Raw genomic sequence first — 18,753 nt, forward strand, 5'->3', positions numbered from 1 at the left:
ATCATATGCATACATTCGCATATATACAACGGGTTGCTCGGTGAGCGGGACAAAGGTCAGTGTTCAGGCTGGTACGCCGGTTTCTCCACAGTGGGCGGCAACGTAGCGATTGCCGAAATACGCTTCATCCCCGCCACCTGCAGTAAGTCGACAACCAGCGAGCGGATCTGCGCGAACACCACCGTCGCAGACAGGCCGGCCGTCTCCACAATTGCCGGCTTCAGTTCTTTGGCCACCGAACGTAGCACCCGAGCGGCCTCCGCCTGATCAGGCTGCTCCCCCGGTTCCGCCAGGATCATTTCCCTCAAGACGTCGACGGCCTTGGACAATTTCTCCACCTGGGTCACCAGACGTGGATCAAGAATTTCGTCGTCCCTGACCAACGTCAGGGAACGCCGCGACAGAACTCGAATGTTGCGCATCGCGTTGTCGATCGGATCGGCTGTCGCCATGAGTCGTTCGAGCCGCGGGCGAGTGTTCCAGTACAGCGGCGAGATCCGACTGATCTCCTGCCCGCCTTTGAGATTGGTGCGCAATCCGTCGATCGCCGACTGCGTCGCGCGGGCCTTACGGAGAGCCTTCACTATCGGCTCCGGATCGTTGGCTCGCAATCCGTCGGCCACCAACGCCAACACCTCCGACGACGTCGCGAGAATCGCCGCTGCATCCTTACGAGCGCGTCGCACGGGATGTGTGGGGATGATGGCGACCACCGCGATGCCCACCAAACCACCGACCAGTGCGTCGATCATGCGGTCGATTCCGCCGGTACCCCCTGGCGGAATCAACGTCGCCACCAGCACAGCCGAGTTACCGGCCTGCATCGAGAAGATGGGGCCGCTGTTCAGCAAGACCGCCACCGACATCGCCAGCACCACCACCAGGCTGATCTGCCACGCGCCGCTGCCGATACCGGAAATGATCAGATCGCCGATACCGATGCCGACCGTCACACCGGCCACCAACTCGAACGAGCGACGCAGGCGAGCACCCAACGACAGCCCGAGCGACACGACAGCGGCAATGGGCGCAAAGAACGGCGCGTGGTGCCCGATCACCGTGGTGGCAACCCACCACGCCAACCCTGCGGCCAGTGCGCATTGAAGAATCGGTAGCGCCGACGTTCTCAGCCGGCGCCCCGACTTGCGAGCGCGGTCCTTGATGCTCGACGCGCTCGGACGGAAACTGCTAACCGACGCCAAGCGCTTCGGCAGCGTTGGGGTCGCAATCCTCGAGCAGGTCCAGGCAGCGGGCGTACTCGTCTGTCTCACCGATCGATTGCGCGGCCTTGGCCAGCACTGCTACACAACGGAGGAAACCGCGATTGGGCTCATGGCTGTACGGGACGGGCCCGAAGCCCTTCCAACCATTGCGACGAAGCTGATCGAGTCCGCGGTGGTAGCCGGTACGCGCGTAGGCGTACGCGGTGATGGTTGCGCCGCTCTCGAATGCGGCCTCGGCCAGATAAGCCCACGCGATGGACGCAGTGGGATGATCAGCCGCTACCTGAGCCGGATCAGCGTGGTTGAGCAGGGCCGATTCCGCGTCGTCGTCGCCGGGAAGCAGAGTGGGCTTGGGTCCGAGCAGGTCACCGAATTGGGTCATGGGCTTATTGTGCCCGCTGCGGTCCGTGGGCACCGGACCGCCTCACCCGTGGTCGCCGTTACGACCGGATTCGACCGATCGTTACGCTGGGGACGTCAATTGCCCCAGACCGAAGGATGACCGGTGCCGGACTCGAAAGACGACAACTCGACAAAGGGCGCGCCGGAAAAACAGGGCGCGCCGGAAAGTTCGACGCCGACTGAACCCGCCACCGTCGCGATCCCCAAGGCGTCTCCGAAACCCCCGGCGCCTGAGCCCGCAACCGTAGCCATTCCCAAGGCACCGCAGCCCCAGATGCCGCCGCCCCAGGCACCGCAACGTCAGTCGCCGCAACGTCCGTCGCCGCAGCCCAAGGCACCACAGCCGGTCCGCGCCGCGCCGCAACGCGTCGGAGTAGCAGCCGGAATTCCGCCGCAGCAGCCTCTTCCCACTCGAATCGAGCCGGCCGCGCCGGAGCAGGCGAAGCGCGGTGGCAAGGGGTGGTACATCGCCGCGGGAGCAGCAGCTGTCGCCATCGTGGCCGCGATCGCCGTCGCACTGTATGTCTCGTCCGAGAGCAGCAGCGGGGGAAACTCACCGGAAGCTCAGGTCCAAACGGCGATCAGCACGTACGTCGACGCTCTCGCGTCCGGTGACATTGCCGCTCTGCGCACCGCAACGTGTGGTTCTCTCGCCGACTACTACCAGTCCGTCCCGGACGACGCTTTTGCCCAGGTCCACCAGAATGCGGTAACGCAGAAGACGATTCCCCAGGTCAGCGCCGTCGACGCCGTCCGAATCACCGACGACACCGCTATCGCCCAAGTTGAGGCGAGCATCCCGGCAACCGGGGAACGGTCGTGGCGAACCTTCGATCTGGAACGCCAGGACGGAACCTGGAAGGTCTGCGACCCGAGCCAGACCGGTTAAACACTCGAACCATAACCAACTGTGCGCGCCCACGAAGTCGTCGACTTCGTGGGCGCGCACAGTTTTTCGATCGAGCAGTTCTAGCCTCCGGACACCGAGCGGCCGGCCGACTTCAGGTCGTTGCACGCCTCGATGACACGAGCAGTCATGCCTGCTTCGGCCTTCTTGAGGTAGCTGCGCGGGTCGTAAGCCTTCTTGTTTCCGACCTCGCCGTCGACCTTGAGGACGCCGTCGTAGTTGGTGAAGAAGTGACCCGCGATCGGACGCGAGAACGCGTACTGCGTGTCGGTGTCGACGTTCATCTTCACGACGCCGAAGTTCAGCGAATCCTCGATCTCGGACTTCAGCGAGCCCGATCCACCGTGGAACACGAAGTCGAACGGCTGCGAGCCGGCAGCGAGGCCGAGCTTCGCTGCGGCAACGCGCTGGCCCTCGTCGAGAACCTCAGGCTTGAGCTTGACGTTGCCCGGCTTGTACACACCGTGCACGTTGCCGAAGGTGGCAGCGAGGAGGTACTTGCCCTGCTCGCCGACGCCCAGAGCGTCGACCGTCTTCTCGAAGTCTTCCTTCGAGGTGTACAGCTTGTCGTTGATCTCGGCTTCGACGCCGTCTTCTTCGCCGCCGACAACACCGATCTCGACCTCGAGGATGATGTTTGCAGCTTTCGACAGTGCAAGCAGTTCCTTGGCGATCGCCAGGTTCTCGTCGATCGGGACAGCCGATCCGTCCCACATGTGGGACTGGAAGAGCGGGTTACGGCCGGCGTTGACGCGTTCCTGCGAGATGGCGAGCAGTGGACGCACAAACGTGTCCAGCTTGTCCTTCGGGCAGTGATCGGTGTGCAGCGCGATGGTGACGTCGTACTTGGCGGCAATCACGTGCGCGAACTCGGCGAGTGCAGCAGCACCGGTAACCATGTCCTTGATGCCCAGACCGGAACCGAACTCGGCACCGCCGGTCGAGAACTGGATGATGCCGTCACTGCCGGCGTCTGCAAAGCCCTTGATGGCTGCGTTGATGGATTCGGAGCCGACACAGTTGATAGCGGGGAAGGCAAAGGAATGCTCCTTGGCCCGACTCAGCATCTCGGCATAGACCTCGGGAGTTGCGATAGGCACGGCGGGAGTCCTCCATTTACGTGTCGTTCGGAGCGCTCGACGATGTATAAAGCGCTTCGTGTGGTCCTAGCAGTATGGCAAGTCGTGGTCGCCACGTCTCTTTGCGGTCTCGCCGTGACGTGGACGACGCGGTGACCTGCAGCGGTGGGAAACACTCAGACGCTCCCGGTAGTCTGGCCTCCGTGAATGTGCAGGCAGCAACTGAATCCGTGACGAACCTGGCCTTGCTGCCCGGCTTCCTCGATCCCGTGAACCTCTTGAACTCCTTCGGAACGTGGGTTCTGGTGGGATTGCTTCTGGTGGTCTTCATCGAATCCGGCCTACTGTTTCCGCTCCTGCCCGGCGATTCCCTCCTCTTCACCGCAGGGTTGATCGCGGCGTCCAAGTCCACCGAGATCGAACCGTTCGCACCGTTGTGGGTGCTGTTGGTGACCATTCCGATTGCCGCGATCCTCGGTGACCAGGTCGGTTTCTACATCGGCGCCAAGGGTGGAACTGCGCTGTTCAAGAACGACGACGCGAAGTTCTTCAAGAAGAAGTACATCGACGAGTCGCACGCGTTCTTCGAGAAGCACGGCCCGGTCACCATCATCCTGGCCCGCTTCGTGCCGATCGTGCGTACCTTCGCGCCGGTTGTCGCCGGCGCATCGAAGATGAAGTACTCACTCTTCCTCACCTACAACATCGTCGGTGGCATTCTGTGGGGCGCGGGCGTCACGTTGCTCGGCTACCTCCTCGGTCAGATCGAGTTCATCCGCGACAACGTCGACTACATCTTCATCTTGATCGTCCTGGTGTCTGTCCTGCCGATCGTTTTCGAAATCGGAAAGCGCCTTCTCGCGTCACGACGCGGTGAAACGGCGAATACTTCAACTACGGACAATACGGAATCCGTGACCGAGGAACCGACTCACTGATCACCAGAACCGAGGCAAGAAACTGACCACCATGACACTCGCGTCCGGCAGTTTCGGTCCCCTCGAAACCGCTGGTCCTGCGCTGGTGTGGATCATCGTCGTGACATTCGTCTTCATCGAATGCGCGATCATTCTGGGGTTGTTCCTTCCCGGCGATTCTCTCCTCATCACCGCAGGAATTGTGCTGGCCGGCCACGAATCCGGCGCCGGACACGTGTGGGCTCTCTCGGTGGGCGCCATGATCGCCGCCATTGCCGGCAATCAGGTCGGGTACGTCATCGGTCACCGAACGGGCAACCACATCAAGGCCCGCAAAGGTGGCAAATACTTCACCGAGAAAAACCTGCACCGAGTCAACATCCTGCTGGAGAGACACGGCTTCTGGGCTGTCCTGATCGCCCGGTGGATCCCCTGGATACGCACCCTGTGCCCCATGGTCGCGGGCGCAGCCAAGATGAACCACACGCGGTACACCGTGGCCAGCACCATCGGCGCAATCATCTGGGCGCCGGTACTGCTGCTGATCGGCTTCTACGGCGGCTCGTTCCTCGATCGTGTCCCCTGGCTCCTGCCGGCGGTCCTGATCGTGATGACCGTGAGCCTGGTCGTCGGCACCGGTCTCGGCATCTGGCAGTACCGCAAGGAAATGGCCCGCCCCGCCGAGGACGTCGAGGTCGAGGAAGTTCTGGACTGACGCCTTTAGCGTTTGCCCGGCTGAGGCTCTGGCGCTCAGCGTTTACGCGGCTGAGGCTCTGGCGCTCAGCGTTTACGCGGATACCCCGCCGCTGAGACGACGTACGCCGCTTCCATCAGCATCCAGCCGCCCAACTGCACTGACAGGTCACGCTCCGGGACGCTCGACGATCGCACCGAACCTCCCGTGAATGTCGCCAGTTCCCCCGAAAGCCTCGGCAGCGTGGCGTCGCGGGTCCAGTCGTGACCGAACAGCGGTAACCCCTCCACCTCGAGGCGGTTCTTCCAGGCGGCTTCCGCCGACGCCAGCACGATCTGCGCGGCGATCTCCTTCGCCCGAATGTCCTCGTTGCTCTCCCAGGTCAGGTTGACCACGACAAACGCCAGATACCGCACCAGGATCGCGTTGAACAGGCCACCGTCGCCGCCGCCGCCTCCGATGATGACGCCGCGATCGGTCAAACCGTCGTAGACCGCGTTGACGAGGGCATGAACCCGCTCGCGGTGCCTCGGTTCACCCAACCGTGTCGCCAGTTCCGTCTCCAGGCCGAGAGTGACTCCTTGGCAATACGAGTAAATGGCCCGTTCGAGCGTTCCGTCGCGGCGGATACCGTCGAAGATCAGGCCTGATTCGGGATCACGCAGAGTCTCCTCGATCCAGTCGGCGTGCGCCTGAGCTCGCCACAGCTTGCCAGTCCGAGCAAGCATGATCCCGGCGGGGCCGTTGGCCGGGGTGTTGTAGAAATCGGAACCCTTGCACCAGGGAATTCCGCCACCGTCCTCCGGCGACCACGAGTCGAAGAGTTGAGATTCGAGAGCTTGTACGGCGCTGCGATGGTCCAGTGCAAACAGCCGTTGGGCGCGTTCGAGCGACAACCCAAGCCAGGCCATGTCGTCGTAGTAGCTGTTGGTCCAGGACCTGACGTTGCGGACCCGGACGCTGCGGGCAACCTTGGCAATCCGACGACGACGCTTGGGCGTCGGGTCACGTTCGAGCGCGTCGACGGCAGTATCGAGCAGATGCGCCTGCCACCAGTAATGCCACGGGCGGAACATGCGCTCGCGGCGCACCGCCGGCCACGCCACGACACCCAGCGCTGTTCTCGGCATTGCCCACAACCGTCGCAGATGCCGACTGACAATGGCTCCTTCGGCCGCATCTGCGCGTTCCGCCCACACTTGCTGCATAAGACATATCCTGTCCCCTCGGAGCCTGCGGCGCTAGCGCCTACCCAGCTAACAGACTCCGGCAAGGTCAGCGGGAGTTACGAAGATCCGCGTGCTCCCGTACCCAGGCATGCATCGCGATACCTGCCGCGACGCCGGCGTTGATGCTGCGGGTCGAGCCGAATTGTGCAATCGATACCGTCATGGACGCAACCTCTTTCGCCAGTTCGGTCACTCCTGGACCCTCCTGGCCGAACAGCAGAATGCAGTCTCTCGGCAGGCTCGCGGTTTCGAGTGGTACCGATCCGGGGGTGTTGTCGACGGCAACGATAGTGAGCGAATTCTCACGTGCGTACTCGACCAACTCGCCGATGTCAGCATGGTGAACGATGTGTTGGTACCGATCGGTGACCATGGCGCCGCGGCGGTTCCACCGTCGCCGGCCCACGATATGCACGGCCGCTGCGGCAAACGCGTTGGCAGTACGAACCACGGTGCCGATATTGGCGTCGTGCGCAAAATTCTCGATGGCCACGTGCATCGGATGACGCCGCGAGTCGATGTCCTCGACAATCGCCTCGCGTGTCCAGTACCTGTACTCGTCCAACACGTTTCGACGGTCACCCTCCAGCAGAAGCAGCGGGTCGTAACGCTCGTCGGTTGGGAGGTCCGTCCCGTGAAACTCCGCCCACGGGCCGACGCCGTTCGGGTTTTCGCCCCATTCTGTCGGACCGACCTCGTCGGCCGGTTCTACGCTCACGTCGGACATCAGAACACCTCGTTGGAATCGGCAGCCACGGTGAATCCGTGTGTGGTCTGCTCGTTGACACACGAGACATCCGTCGCCGTGGTAGTACATGTGAAGCCCAGCTTAGACAGTGGCGTTCCGGGTGGAAGCACCGGATCAGCTTCGGGTCCGCCGGACATGTACACCGGGCCACCAGAGCACATGAAGGCACCTTCACCCTCATCTTGAACACGAATTCCGTTGCCCCAGTTCACCATGCAACTGTCCGGGCGCGGCGGCACCGGAGTTGTCGTTCCCTCACACCCCGCTTCGATGCGGGTGGGCAATCTGATGATGCCACACTGGAAGTTCCCGTCCGGAGTGGTGAAGTAGTAGGACTCGTTGCGCTCGAAGTGCACGTCCGTCAATGTGGTTGTCGGCGACACAGTTGTGGGCGGGATCGTCGTCGTTGTGACAGGTACCGGAACGGTCGTCGTCACCTGGGGCGTGGTCGAGACTGCCGTACTGGATTGCGTAGTCGGCGTCGGCGCAGACTGCGCGTCACCGCCACAACCAGTGAGCAGTACCGCCGAACCCACACTCAGACACAGCAATCCCACCCGGACACGAACCACCGCGACTACCTCCACCCATGTCTTCTGCCTCAACCCGGCCCACAAAACGATTCCGAACTATATCGCGAGTTCGATTACGTTCCGGTTAAACGTTTGTTCGTCAACCTCGACAACCACGCAGGCGAGAATCGCGACGCGGCAAGAAGCACTTTCGCTTGCCCTCCCACCGGATAGTGAACCTTGGGCATGCGTCCGGCGCCGCGCGTCGCATCCCAGAGTTCCTGCGCGACTTCCGTTGCAGTGAGCTTGATTCCAAGCGATCGCGTCGAACCGGTATCCATTCCGGTGACCATGGCCGTCTGCACGAAGAGAGGCCACAGTGCAATCACTCGGATGTCGTGTTCGGCCCATTCGAGGTCGAGTGCCTCCGTCAGTCCTCGGACCGCGAACTTCGTGGCCCCGTATGTCGCCAGTTCAGGCTGTCCGTAAATGGCCGACGCCGAGCACATATTCACAACCTGAGCACCCGGTGTTTCACGCAGATACGGAAACGCCGTGTGTGTCCCATTGAGAACGCCGGTGACGTTGATATCGACCATGCGGCGATGCGCAGCAAGGGAAATACTCTCGAACTTCCCCGACGACAGAACACCGGCGTTGTTGACCAGGATGTCGAGTCGACCCGACGCACCGACAAAGTGAGCCAACTGCGTCGACCACTGCTCCGGGTCCGTCACGTCGAGTGCGCCGGTCACGGCCACACCCCCGAATTCGTTGATCTCGGCGGCCAGAGCCGTCAACCCGGACTCGTCGATGTCATAGCAGCCAACCCGATAACCCTTGCGCGCAAACAACAACGCGGCCTCACGGCCGATTCCCGACGCCGCCCCGGTGATGAAGATGCTCCGCTCAGGCATTTTTGCGACCGAGAGCAAGCATTCCCTCGACAAGCATCAACTGAGCAGCCGCATACGACGCCAGAATCACGCCCTCAGCGGCCGCACGGCCGGCCTTGCCGCGAATGAACAAGCGTCGCACCACAATCAGACCGTCGGATGCGGTGAACAGCACGCCGCCCACACCCAGCCAGGATCGCCGCTCCTCGCCAGGCACCACCACGTCCAGCACCGTCTTCGCCCCCGGCGACAAAGCCGGATCTGCGGACAACGTCGACGTGGTTCCCAGCAGCAATCCGTACGCGGTCAACGGCATCGAGACCTCGGGAGCTTTTGCACGCAGCAACCCGGAAGCCGTGGACCACCCGCTCATCCGAGGCTTGAGCGCAGCCCTCGTCGGCCTGGCACCACGACGCAACAGGAGCGCCGAATAGCTCGACTGCATGACGGCAAACGAAGACGCACCCTTCACCAGGCGAGCATCGTTATCCGGGTCGATCATGAACACATCACCGATCGTTGCCGCAGCAAGACCTGCCAAGAGCAGCGCAGTATCGGCGGTATCGGTCTCGGATCGCTTGCGCAGCACCCTGACCGCGAGCGACGGCGCAATCAACGGCTTGGCAATCTGCTGAACACGCTCGTTGCCGAGCACCGCCCCAGCCACCGTTGCCGCCGTTGCCGCCGCAAAAACCGCGTGCTCGATGCCCCACTTGCCTGCCATGCCCAGTCCTCCTGTTGGTTGCGCGCAGTTGGTTACGCGTCCAAGACGACCGTACTGGGTAATTCAGAGGGAATCACGAGATTTGACGTCAGCCCCGTACAGGTCGACGTATTCCTGCCCGGACTGCTCGCACAGTGCCGCCATCAACTCGTCGGTTGCCGCGCGCACAACAGCCTGATGGGTCCGCAGTTCTCGGTAGCGGGAGAAGTCGATCGGCTTGCCCACACTGACGTGCACCTTGCTGAATCGCCACATCCTGGTGCCAGGCGGGTTCACCGCGTCGCCTCCGTGAACAACAACCGGGATAACGGGGACACCCGTTTCCAACGCAACCCGGATCACCCCCGTTTTGCCTTTGTGCAGGCGACCGTCCGGCGATCGTGTTCCCTCGGGATAGATCGCCCACACACCACCCCGTTCGAGGATTCCGACGGCAGTGTCCAGTGCGGCCCGCGAGGCGTCGGCGCCACTGCGGTCGATGGGAACTTGACCTGCGCCGCCGAAGAACCAGCGCTGCAACGCGCCCTTGATGCCGGAACCGGTGAAGTACTCGCTCTTGGCGACAAAGGTGATCCGTCGGCGCACTTTCAGAACCAGGAAGAACGAGTCGACAACAGCCCGGTGATTACCGGCAAGTATCACCGGCCCCTTTCTCGGGATGTTGCGGTGCCCCTCGATCGTGGGGCGTCCGAAGACCCACAGAACCGGTCCTATCAAGATGTACTTGAACAGTCGATACAGCACGCCAACACCCCAATCAGTGAGAGTAGACACTGTCTACGCACCTAGATGGTAGACACTGTCTCCCATGTCTGCCACCACACTCCGCGACACCCTCGTCGCCACTGGCGTCGACATTCTCGACACCGACGGCCTCGCCGCCCTGACGTTACGAGAGATAACCCGTCGAGCCGGCGTTTCACACGGGGCGCCCAGACGCTATTTCCCGACACACAACAGCCTACTTGCGGCAATTGCCTCACAGGGCCTACGTGACTTGGGGGCAAGGCTCGCACCGATACTCGATGCACCCACGTCCGCGCGACACCGATTGATCTCTGCCGCAATCGAATACGTCGCTTTTGCGCAGGAGCGACCGGCGATGTTCGAGCTGATGTTCCGCCACGATTTACTCGAAGGCGCCGGCGCGAACCTCCGGGCAACGTCGCTTCCACTCTTCGAGGCTCTGCGGACTCTGGCCGAAGCAGACCAAGCCTCGGATCCGAACGCGACTGCACTGAAGATCTGGACGGGAACGCACGGAATTGCAGTGTTGGCCGCGAACCGCAGTCTGAGCCTCGTGACCCCTGACCTCGTCATCGAAGAATTGGTCAGGTCGACTGTGGTTGCACATCTCCCCTGAACGAATGCCAACTGTCGCCAAAGACTCGTTTACACAATCATTACCTTATGGAAGGATTCGAACGTGCCCGATCAGGAACAGAGATTGCACGACCTACTGGTCGACTTGGTGAGCAATACCCATCGCTTCACAAAAATGGCGACGTCACTTGCTGCCGACCGTTACCCCCGGACCTGGCTCCGCGCGTTGGCGTTGCTCGAGGAATACGGCGAAATGCGGATCAGCGACTTCGCCAAGATCGATCACTGCTCACAACCCTCCGCAACTGCGGTGATGCGCACACTCGGTGAGCGCGGGTTGGTCGAGCGGCGCCCGGATCCGGACGACGCCCGCGCCGTACTGGTCGCGATGACCGATGTGGGACGAAAGACCCTAGCCGACGGTCGACATGCCATCGCTGATGCCCTGATTCCGCATTTTGCGGACCTCGAACCCGAGCAGATCGAACGCCTGACCGTGGGGTTGGCCGAGCTGCGATCGATGATCACGTCGGCAAGGCCTTCGGCCCTGTGAGCCTTTCCGGTAGCGCGAACTACCAGAAAGGCGCACGGGGGCGCTAGCCCAAGTTGAGATCGTCCAGGCCCAGAAGCGAGCGGTATTCCACGCCCTCTGCACCGATTACGGCGTCGGCGCCGGTCGCGCGATCCACCACGGTTGCCACACCGACCACGATGGCGCCCGCTTCACGAAGTGCCTTCACCGCGGTGAGCGGAGAGTTGCCCGTGGTCGTGGTGTCCTCGACAACCAGAACACGCTTGCCAACCACATCGGGTCCCTCGATCTGACGCTGCATTCCGTGGGCCTTGGCAGCCTTGCGGACGACAAACGCGTCGATCGGACGGCCGGGCGCGTGCATCACTGCCATCGCGACCGGGTCTGCACCCATCGTCAAACCGCCCACGGCGTCGAAATCCCAGTCTGCAACAAGTTCACGCAGCAGTGAGCCGATCAACGGCCCTGCCTTGTGGTGAAGCGTCGCGCGGCGAAGATCCACGTAGTAGTCGGCTTCCTTGCCCGAAGACAACGTCACCTTTCCGTGCACAACAGCCAGTTCGCGCACCAGCGCAGCCAAATCCTCACGATCGCTCATGAGTGCTCAGCCTACCGACCACAGCGCCGAGGCAATAATCTCCGTGCGAGGTGCACTACGTCCTACCCCGCCCACGTCCGACAAGGTTGGTCATCTTGCGAACCAAGCCCTTCGGTACCAGACGTCCGGCAGTGGTGAGGATCTTGTACTGAATCCCGGGAATGCTGATGACCTTGTTGTCGCCGAGGTCCTTCATCGACGTCGCGACCACCTGATCGACGCTCAACCACATCGGCTTCGGGATCGACGACATCTCGATTCCGGCTCGCTCGTGAAACTCGGTGCGGATGAACCCCGGGCACAGCGCTTGAACTCGAACACCGGTTCCGGCCAGCCCGCCGGACAATCCTTCGGTGAACGAAATCACGTACGCCTTGCTGGCCGAATACGTCGAACCGCGCCCGGACAGCAATCCCGCCACACTTGCGACATTGACGATCGTCCCGTTCGCCGACGCGATCATGCTGGGCAACGCCGCACGGGTCAGGCGCATGACGGCGGTGACGTTGACGTCGAGTTGAGCTTGCAGAAGTGCTGGATCAGCGGTCCAGAATTCACCGGAGGTACCGAACCCGGCGTTGTTGACCAGAACGTCGACGCCGCGGGCCAATCGGTCGGCGACTGCGTCACGGCCAGGTTCCGTGGCGAGGTCGGACACCAGAATTTCGGATTCGGTACCGAACATCGCGGACAGCTCGGAGGCAAGATCACGCAATCTCACTTCATCTCGGGCGACAAGCACCAGGTCGTAGCCGAGCGACGCATATTTCTTGGCAAACCCGGCACCCAGACCTGAGGTGGGACCGGTGACCAGGGCTACAGGACGCGCGGGGCGATCCGAGTTCGATGACGACATACCGGCCACGCTAGTGCGTCGCGCCTCGAAAGGTGAGGCTTACACGCGGCTCAATCGACGGGGCGTACGGTTCCTGAGCGCTGTGTGCCGGGGTTGGGTTTCGGCGCGGTCGACGGGGCGGGAAACTCGCGGCGGGGCAATTCCGGAGCGGTTCGACGGGGCACGTCCGACTCCTCGCGACGCTGCGACTCCGGAGCCTCCCGGCGTGGTGTCTGCTGTGCGCCACGAACGACCGGCGGTGCCTGCGGTGCACTACGAACGGCCTGCGGCGCTTCGCGGTTCAGCGGTGCATCGGATTTGTCGCTGCGGGGGCGGGGCCGGGTCGGGTCGTGATCGACTTCGAGTTCACGCGGATCCGTGACGGGAGGGAGTACGTGCAGGATGCCGGACAGCCGTGCGACAGCTTCGATGGCAGCATCCCAATCGCGGCCGGTGCTCGAGACCGGAAGGGAGCCGAGGGTCCAGCGACCTTCGCTCCACAGCATGCTGATTGCCGGGGGTACTGATTCGGTGAAGGCGACCATACGCTGGTCACAGACCCGGCGAGCGATTTCGAGGTCGGTGGCAAACACGACGCGCGGACCGATTGCGCCCAGGAGATTGAGGTCGCCGTCCTTGGGCGGTGCCGTCGATTTGAGCCGTAGATCAATGTCGACGTCAGACCCGACTTCGCGTCGAACTGCCACGATGGTTGCTGTTTCCTCGAGGTCGAAGAGCACAAACTGCTCACCTCGTCTTGTGCCACGCACAACATCGGTTGCGGTCAGGTAGTCCTGCTTGGCCATCGCTGCGCGATGCCACTCGCCGGCAAGCTGATCATCAGCACCGGTGTACGTGTAGCCCTGCGCCTTTGCCCAAATCTGACGTACGCGGCCGGATTGATCACGTCTTGTTCTATCGACGTACAGAAGCGCACCCGCGCCTGCGAGTGCCACTAATGCGAGTCCGAACCACATTCCAGTCATCACAGCCAGCCTAGCGACTTCCGACGACAACCTCCCGCAACACCCCGAGAACTGTCACCTGATCGGTGTGGCGGCGTTATCTTCGGTGCGGCGAAACCCCTCGATCCAAGTCTCATAAGCGCGACGACACGCTGGCTCAGTTGCCGAACGACGGCAATGAAGTATCGAGAATCGTCTTTGCGGTCATCGTGCCGTTCTCCACCGGGGTGCCGTCGACGACGACGTTGTCACCCGGTTGCAGGTCAGCGACAGATGATCGGTTGAACGCGATCAGCGTCGTCTCAGATGTGGTGAGAATGGTGGTCTGAGATCCACCGATCGAGTTGATGACCAGGGTGCCGCCGTCATTGGACACCACTGTGCCGACAGCTCCGCCGGCTTGGCCGATGACATCACCGAGTCCGCCAGGCAGGTTTTCGAGCGGCGAGGGTGTAGGCGATGGCGCAGGTGCGGTGGTCGTGGGTTTGGGCGTCGTCGGCGCCACCGTGCTGGTTGGCGGAACAAATGCCGTCTGCGTTCCCGATTCACCCGAGGAACCGAACAACGAAATCCCGATGATCGCGACGACGGCAACCAGGATGCCGACGACTCCCGCGGCGATCCAGGTCCCGAGCTTGCGTCGCTTCCCACCATCCGGCGACCCACTGTCCAAGAATGGTTGCTCCGGCGGCACCCCGCCGCCACTTCCGCCGCCAACCGGATACTGCTGCGTCTGTCCGTACTGCTGCGTCTGTCCGTACTGCTGCGCGTTGTATGTCGGGTACGCCTGCGTCGCGCCGGGCGGCGGGGCCTGCGGATCGAACTGCGGGTTGTAGGGCGGAAACGCCTGCGTCGGGTTGGGCTGGCCCTGCTGGTTCGGCTGGCCCAGATACTCGGTGTTCTGATCCGGCCCGCCGTAGGGATACTGCTGCTGCCCCTGGTTCTGGTACTGCTGTGGGTTCTGGTACTGCTCGGGAATCTCGAAATGCTCGGTCGGCTGGTCCGACTTACGCGGATCGTTCTGATCAGTCATTCCTGGCCACCTTCATTTCGGACCTACGGGTGCGGACCACATCTGCCGTACGAGCATCCAGCCGTTCAGCGTAGACAAAACAACGTCGACAAAAACCAGCGTCGACAAAACCAGGGTAGAGAAAACGCGAATGCCCCGCCGATCCACGTGGATCGACGGGGCATTCCGCTTACCGAATCAGGACAGAACCAACTGGTCCGCGTCCTCGCTGACACCGACGTTCACGGTGTCTCCGTCCTGGACTTTGCCGGCCAGGAGCAGTTTGGCGAGCTGGTCGCCGATCGACTGCTGGACGAGTCGACGCAGTGGCCGAGCGCCGTACAGCGGGTCGTAGCCGCGCACCGCGAGCCACATCCGAGCCGCCCCGTTCACCTCGAGGGTGAGTCGACGCGCAGCCAGACGCTTCTGCAGCTGCTCGAGCTGGATGTCCACGATGTGCTCCAACTGCTCTTCGGAGAGCGAGTCGAAGATGACCACGTCGTCGAGACGGTTGATGAACTCGGGTTTGAACGCGTGGCGTACCGCGTCCATGACCTGCTCGCGTGTTCCACCGGATCCCAGGTTTGAGGTCAGGATCAGGATGGTGTTGCGGAAGTCCACCGTGCGGCCTTGACCGTCGGTGAGTCGGCCTTCGTCGAGCACTGCAAGCAGGACGTCGAACACGTCGGGGTGTGCCTTTTCAACCTCGTCGAAGAGGACCACCGAGTACGGGCGTCGCCGAACTGCTTCGGTGAGCTGGCCGCCGGCTTCGTAACCGACATATCCCGGAGGGGCACCGACGAGTCGGGCCACCGAGTGCTTCTCACCGTATTCGCTCATGTCGATGCGGATCATCGCGCGCTCGTCGTCGAAGAGGAAGTCCGCCAAGGCTTTGGCGAGCTCCGTCTTACCGACGCCGGTCGGGCCGAGGAACAGGAACGAACCGGTGGGCCGATTGGGGTCGGCAACACCTGCTCGGGCACGGCGAACCGCATCCGAGACGGCGACGACGGCATCAGTCTGTCCGACGACGCGCTTGCCGAGTTCGGACTCCATTCGGAGCAGCTTCTCGGTTTCGCCTTCCAGCATTCGGCCGGCCGGAATGCCGGTCCAGGCTGCGACAACGTCTGCGACGTCGTCCGGCCCGACCTCTTCCTTGAGCATCACGTCGCCGTCGGAGGCGGCGCCGGAAGCCTCTGCTGCGGCTTCCAGTTCCTTCTCCAACGCGGGGATGCGGCCGTAGCGCAGCTCGGCTGCCTTGCCCAGATCGCCGTCACGCTCAGCGCGTTCGGACTCTCCTCGCAGGGATTCGAGCTGTTCCTTGAGCACGCGCACCGAGTCGATGGCCTGCTTCTCGTTCTGCCAGCGAGTACTGAGCTGACTGAGCTTCTCGCGGTCGTCGGCAAGTTCTTGGCGCAACTTTTCGAGCCGCGCCTTCGACGCGTCGTCGGTTTCCTTCTCGAGTGCCACTTCCTCGATCTCGAGTCGGCGGACGGTACGTTCCACCTCGTCGATCTCGACGGGACGCGAGTCGATTTCCATACGCAGACGCGATGCGGCTTCGTCGACGAGGTCGATGGCCTTGTCCGGCAGGAACCGCGACGTGATGTAGCGGTCGGACAGCGAAGCTGCTGCTACCAGCGCGGAGTCGGTGATGCGCACGCCGTGGTGCACTTCGTAGCGCTCCTTGAGGCCGCGCAGGATGCCGACGGTGTCCTCGACCGAGGGCTCACCGACGAGTACCTGCTGGAAGCGACGCTCGAGTGCGGCGTCCTTCTCGATGTACTTGCGGTATTCCTCGAGCGTGGTGGCACCGACCAGCCGCAGCTCACCACGGGCAAGCATCGGCTTGATCATGTTGCCTGCGTCCATCGCGGATTCACCGGTGGCTCCGGCGCCGACGATGGTGTGCAGCTCGTCGATGAAGGTGATGACCTGTCCGGCGCTGTTCTTGATGTCGTCGAGAACTGCCTTGAGGCGCTCCTCGAACTCACCGCGATACTTGGCACCGGCCACCATGGACCCGAGGTCCAGGGAGATGACGGTCTTTCCGCGCAGCGATTCCGGGACGTCACCCGCGACGATGCGTTGGGCAAGGCCCTCCACGATCGCGGTTTTGCCGACGCCTGGCTCACCGATGAGTACCGGGTTGTTCTTGGTGCGACGCGAGAGCACCTGCACGACACGTCGAATCTCGGTGTCGCGGCCGATCACCGGGTCGAGCTTGCCGCTGCGTGCGGCCTCGGTGAGGTCGGTGGAGTACTTTTCCAGCGCTTGGTAGGTGCCTTCCGGCTCCGGGCTGGTGACACGCGCGCTCCCGCGAACTGTGGTGAACGCCTCACGCAGCGCGATTGGTGTCGCACCGTGATTCTTCAGCAGGGTCGCGACGTCGGAATCACCGTCGGCAAGTCCGTACAGCACATGCTCGGTGGAGACGTACTCGTCGTCCATCTCGGTGGCGAGGTGCTGCGCGGAGGTCAGCGCCGCGAGTGCTTCACGCCCGAGCTGGGGCGTCGAGCTCGCACCGGTGGTTTTCGGCAGGCGATCCACCATGCTCTGAGCTTCGCGATGCACGACGGTGGGATCGACGCCCACTGCTTTGAGCAGCGGGCCGGCGATGCCGTCGGTTTGGTCGAGGAGTGCGACCAGCAGGTGTGCCGGTCGAATGTCGGGGTTACCCGCCGACGACGCCGACTGCAGTGCAGCCGTCATCGCAGCCTGGGTCTTGGTTGTTGGTGTGAACGAGTCCACTTGTCACCTTTCTGGCCGGGCTCCGGTCGCCACAAGCGCGTCGAAGTCGAAGTTGTGGGCCGCTCCGGGTGGTGGTGCGGCCGTGTCAATATGCTCAACGCGGACAAACTTGAGTCTATTCCGCTCAAGTTTTATTTGGCCAGGCGGGTTCGCCATCGTTTGTAACAATTCGAGCCGTACTAGAATTGGGACGAGAGTTGCAGCTGTTGCGAAAGGGGTGTCGATTGGATCCGACGGTGATCGCCCGCCTGCAATCCAGCCTCGACGCTCTGGCCGACGACGACGACTCTCGCGCCCACTTTTCAGCTCTGTTCTACACGGCCCTTTTTGCCGAACATCCTCTGTACCGCTCATTGTTCCCGGCCGGGATGGAATCCCAAGGCCACAGGTTTGTCACCGCTATCGAATTTGTCGTGAAGAACCTGCCGCAGCAGCGCAGGATCCGGAAATTCCTGACTCAACTCGGCCTCGACCATCGTCGCTACGGTGTCGAACGCGAGCACTACCGGGCTGCCGGAGTTGCGATGAGGCGCGCCGTGAAGTCGATGCACGGGACCAGCGCCCACAGCCGGTACAAGTGGACACCCGAACTCGAAGAAGCCTGGTCCGAGTTCACCGAGTTCGTCGTGAGCACGATGGCGGAAGGCGCCGAGTCCGATACCACCCCGGCGCTGTGGGGCGGAACCGTCGTCAGCCACGAACGCGTGCTCGACGATCTTGCGATAGTGCGCCTCGAAACCGACCCGCCCATTCCGTACGGCGCTGGTCAGTACGTCGGGGTGCAGGTACCCCAACGCCCCCGAATGTGGCGGTACTACTCCCCCGCCATTCCGACCAATCCCTTCGGCCAACTCGAGTTCCACGTCCGCAAGGTCTCGGGCGGCTGGGTGAGCCCGGCAATCGTCACTGAGACCAATGTCGGCGACCAATGGGTCATGTCCACTCCGCTCGGCGGCCTGGAAGTGGACTTCACACACGACCGCGACGTCCTGATGATCGGTTCGGGCACCGGGATCGCGCCGCTGCGCGCTCAGGTGATGGAAATGTCTCAGCGAGCGCAGAATCCGCGTGTTCATCTTTTTGTCGGCGGACGCTACCCGTGTGATCTCTACGATCTCGAGACCTTGTGGCACATTTCGCTCAGCAACCCGTGGCTGACCGTCGTACCGGTGTCCGAGGAAGCCGATAATCCGTGGTGGCACAGCGGGCCGGCACTCGAGCCGCCATTCGGTATGCATTCACGCCTGACCGGCCCTATCGGTCGGGTCGTTGCGCGGTTCGGTTCGTGGGCGGACCGTCAGATCCAGATCTCGGGGTCACCGTCGATGATCAAGACCACGATCTACGCGTTGCGGGCCGGTGGCACTCCGATCGACCAGATCCTGCACGACCCGCTCTACTGACTT

General features: G+C 62.7%; 20 protein-coding genes. 6 read left to right on the forward strand and 14 right to left on the reverse strand.

Features of this window, described 5'->3' with window-relative positions; genetic code table 11:
* Positions 1-56: 56 nt before the first annotated feature.
* Both C7T36_RS06125 and C7T36_RS06130 read right to left on the reverse strand, forming a co-directional pair.
* Positions 57-1,202 (reverse strand): aromatic acid exporter family protein, encoded by a 1,146-nt coding sequence (locus tag C7T36_RS06125; protein WP_033235661.1) that lies wholly within the window; start codon positions 1,200-1,202, stop codon positions 57-59.
* Positions 1,189-1,605, reverse strand: coding sequence for a DUF3151 domain-containing protein (locus C7T36_RS06130; RefSeq protein WP_033235662.1), 417 nt, complete (start codon positions 1,603-1,605; stop codon positions 1,189-1,191). The genes C7T36_RS06125 and C7T36_RS06130 overlap by 14 nt, the downstream gene beginning before the upstream one ends.
* Positions 1,606-1,728: 123 nt before the next feature.
* Here C7T36_RS06130 and C7T36_RS06135 point away from each other — a divergent pair, with 123 nt between their 5' ends.
* On the forward strand, positions 1,729-2,514 hold the full coding sequence (locus tag C7T36_RS06135; protein ID WP_045064093.1) for a nuclear transport factor 2 family protein: 786 nt from the start codon (positions 1,729-1,731) through the stop codon (positions 2,512-2,514).
* 80 nt (positions 2,515-2,594) lie between these two features.
* Here C7T36_RS06135 and fbaA read toward each other — a convergent pair whose 3' ends face one another.
* The gene (gene fbaA, locus C7T36_RS06140; protein WP_045064096.1) at positions 2,595-3,632 is read right to left on the reverse strand and encodes a class II fructose-bisphosphate aldolase; all 1,038 of its coding nucleotides are present in this window, start codon (positions 3,630-3,632) and stop codon (positions 2,595-2,597) included.
* Positions 3,633-3,814: 182 nt separating this feature from the next.
* Between fbaA and C7T36_RS06145 the strand changes: the two genes are divergently transcribed.
* Together C7T36_RS06145 and C7T36_RS06150 are read left to right on the forward strand one after the other, a co-directional pair.
* On the forward strand, positions 3,815-4,549 hold the full coding sequence (locus tag C7T36_RS06145) for a VTT domain-containing protein (protein WP_181317467.1): 735 nt from the start codon (positions 3,815-3,817) through the stop codon (positions 4,547-4,549).
* A gap of 31 nt (positions 4,550-4,580) precedes the next feature.
* The gene (locus C7T36_RS06150; RefSeq protein ID WP_033235666.1) at positions 4,581-5,243 is read left to right on the forward strand and encodes a DedA family protein; all 663 of its coding nucleotides are present in this window, start codon (positions 4,581-4,583) and stop codon (positions 5,241-5,243) included.
* Positions 5,244-5,308: 65 nt separating this feature from the next.
* Here C7T36_RS06150 and C7T36_RS06155 read toward each other — a convergent pair whose 3' ends face one another.
* The 6 genes from C7T36_RS06155 to C7T36_RS06180 all read right to left on the reverse strand — a co-directional run bounded on the left by C7T36_RS06155 (position 5,309) and on the right by C7T36_RS06180 (position 10,075).
* The gene (locus tag C7T36_RS06155; RefSeq protein WP_033235667.1) at positions 5,309-6,430 is read right to left on the reverse strand and encodes a glycoside hydrolase family 76 protein; all 1,122 of its coding nucleotides are present in this window, start codon (positions 6,428-6,430) and stop codon (positions 5,309-5,311) included.
* 67 nt (positions 6,431-6,497) lie between these two features.
* Positions 6,498-7,178 carry a TrmH family RNA methyltransferase gene (locus tag C7T36_RS06160; protein WP_045064099.1) on the reverse strand — a complete coding sequence of 227 codons (681 nt, stop codon included), beginning with the start codon at positions 7,176-7,178 and terminating at the stop codon, positions 6,498-6,500.
* Entirely contained in the window at positions 7,178-7,771 is a 594-nt protein-coding gene (locus tag C7T36_RS06165) for a DUF6636 domain-containing protein (protein ID WP_045066606.1), read from the reverse strand. The genes C7T36_RS06160 and C7T36_RS06165 overlap by 1 nt, the downstream gene beginning before the upstream one ends.
* Before the next feature lie 74 nt (positions 7,772-7,845).
* The gene (locus C7T36_RS06170) at positions 7,846-8,628 is read right to left on the reverse strand and encodes an SDR family oxidoreductase (protein WP_045064100.1); all 783 of its coding nucleotides are present in this window, start codon (positions 8,626-8,628) and stop codon (positions 7,846-7,848) included.
* Positions 8,621-9,331, reverse strand: coding sequence for a lysoplasmalogenase family protein (locus tag C7T36_RS06175; RefSeq protein ID WP_033235670.1), 711 nt, complete (start codon positions 9,329-9,331; stop codon positions 8,621-8,623). Before C7T36_RS06175 ends, C7T36_RS06170 begins: the two co-directional genes overlap by 8 nt.
* Positions 9,332-9,394: 63 nt before the next feature.
* Positions 9,395-10,075, reverse strand: coding sequence for a 1-acyl-sn-glycerol-3-phosphate acyltransferase (locus tag C7T36_RS06180; protein WP_033235671.1), 681 nt, complete (start codon positions 10,073-10,075; stop codon positions 9,395-9,397).
* Positions 10,076-10,139: 64 nt separating this feature from the next.
* Here C7T36_RS06180 and C7T36_RS06185 point away from each other — a divergent pair, with 64 nt between their 5' ends.
* Both C7T36_RS06185 and C7T36_RS06190 read left to right on the forward strand, forming a co-directional pair.
* The gene (locus C7T36_RS06185) at positions 10,140-10,694 is read left to right on the forward strand and encodes a TetR/AcrR family transcriptional regulator (protein ID WP_045064101.1); all 555 of its coding nucleotides are present in this window, start codon (positions 10,140-10,142) and stop codon (positions 10,692-10,694) included.
* A 63-nt stretch (positions 10,695-10,757) separates the two neighbouring features.
* On the forward strand, positions 10,758-11,207 hold the full coding sequence (locus tag C7T36_RS06190) for a MarR family winged helix-turn-helix transcriptional regulator (protein WP_033235673.1): 450 nt from the start codon (positions 10,758-10,760) through the stop codon (positions 11,205-11,207).
* Positions 11,208-11,250: 43 nt separating this feature from the next.
* Here C7T36_RS06190 and pyrE read toward each other — a convergent pair whose 3' ends face one another.
* The 5 genes from pyrE to clpB all read right to left on the reverse strand — a co-directional run bounded on the left by pyrE (position 11,251) and on the right by clpB (position 17,347).
* Entirely contained in the window at positions 11,251-11,784 is a 534-nt protein-coding gene (gene pyrE / locus C7T36_RS06195; protein WP_033235674.1) for an orotate phosphoribosyltransferase, read from the reverse strand.
* A gap of 55 nt (positions 11,785-11,839) precedes the next feature.
* Entirely contained in the window at positions 11,840-12,640 is an 801-nt protein-coding gene (locus C7T36_RS06200; RefSeq protein ID WP_045066607.1) for an SDR family oxidoreductase, read from the reverse strand.
* Between the two features lie 50 nt (positions 12,641-12,690).
* Positions 12,691-13,596, reverse strand: a complete 906-nt coding sequence (locus C7T36_RS06205; RefSeq protein WP_045066608.1) for a hypothetical protein — start codon at positions 13,594-13,596, stop codon at positions 12,691-12,693.
* A gap of 145 nt (positions 13,597-13,741) precedes the next feature.
* Positions 13,742-14,617 carry a DUF5666 domain-containing protein gene (locus C7T36_RS06210; RefSeq protein ID WP_045064103.1) on the reverse strand — a complete coding sequence of 292 codons (876 nt, stop codon included), beginning with the start codon at positions 14,615-14,617 and terminating at the stop codon, positions 13,742-13,744.
* A 177-nt stretch (positions 14,618-14,794) separates the two neighbouring features.
* The gene (clpB, locus tag C7T36_RS06215) at positions 14,795-17,347 is read right to left on the reverse strand and encodes an ATP-dependent chaperone ClpB (RefSeq protein WP_033235677.1); all 2,553 of its coding nucleotides are present in this window, start codon (positions 17,345-17,347) and stop codon (positions 14,795-14,797) included.
* 224 nt (positions 17,348-17,571) lie between these two features.
* On the opposite strand from clpB, the gene C7T36_RS06220 reads away from it, so the two are divergent.
* Positions 17,572-18,750, forward strand: coding sequence for an FAD-binding oxidoreductase (locus C7T36_RS06220; protein WP_239654596.1), 1,179 nt, complete (start codon positions 17,572-17,574; stop codon positions 18,748-18,750).
* Positions 18,751-18,753: the final 3 nt, after the last annotated feature.

It is taken from the genome of Rhodococcus sp. AD45-ID (assembly GCF_003023755.1).
Lineage (GTDB): Bacteria > Actinomycetota > Actinomycetes > Mycobacteriales > Mycobacteriaceae > Rhodococcus_F > Rhodococcus_F globerula.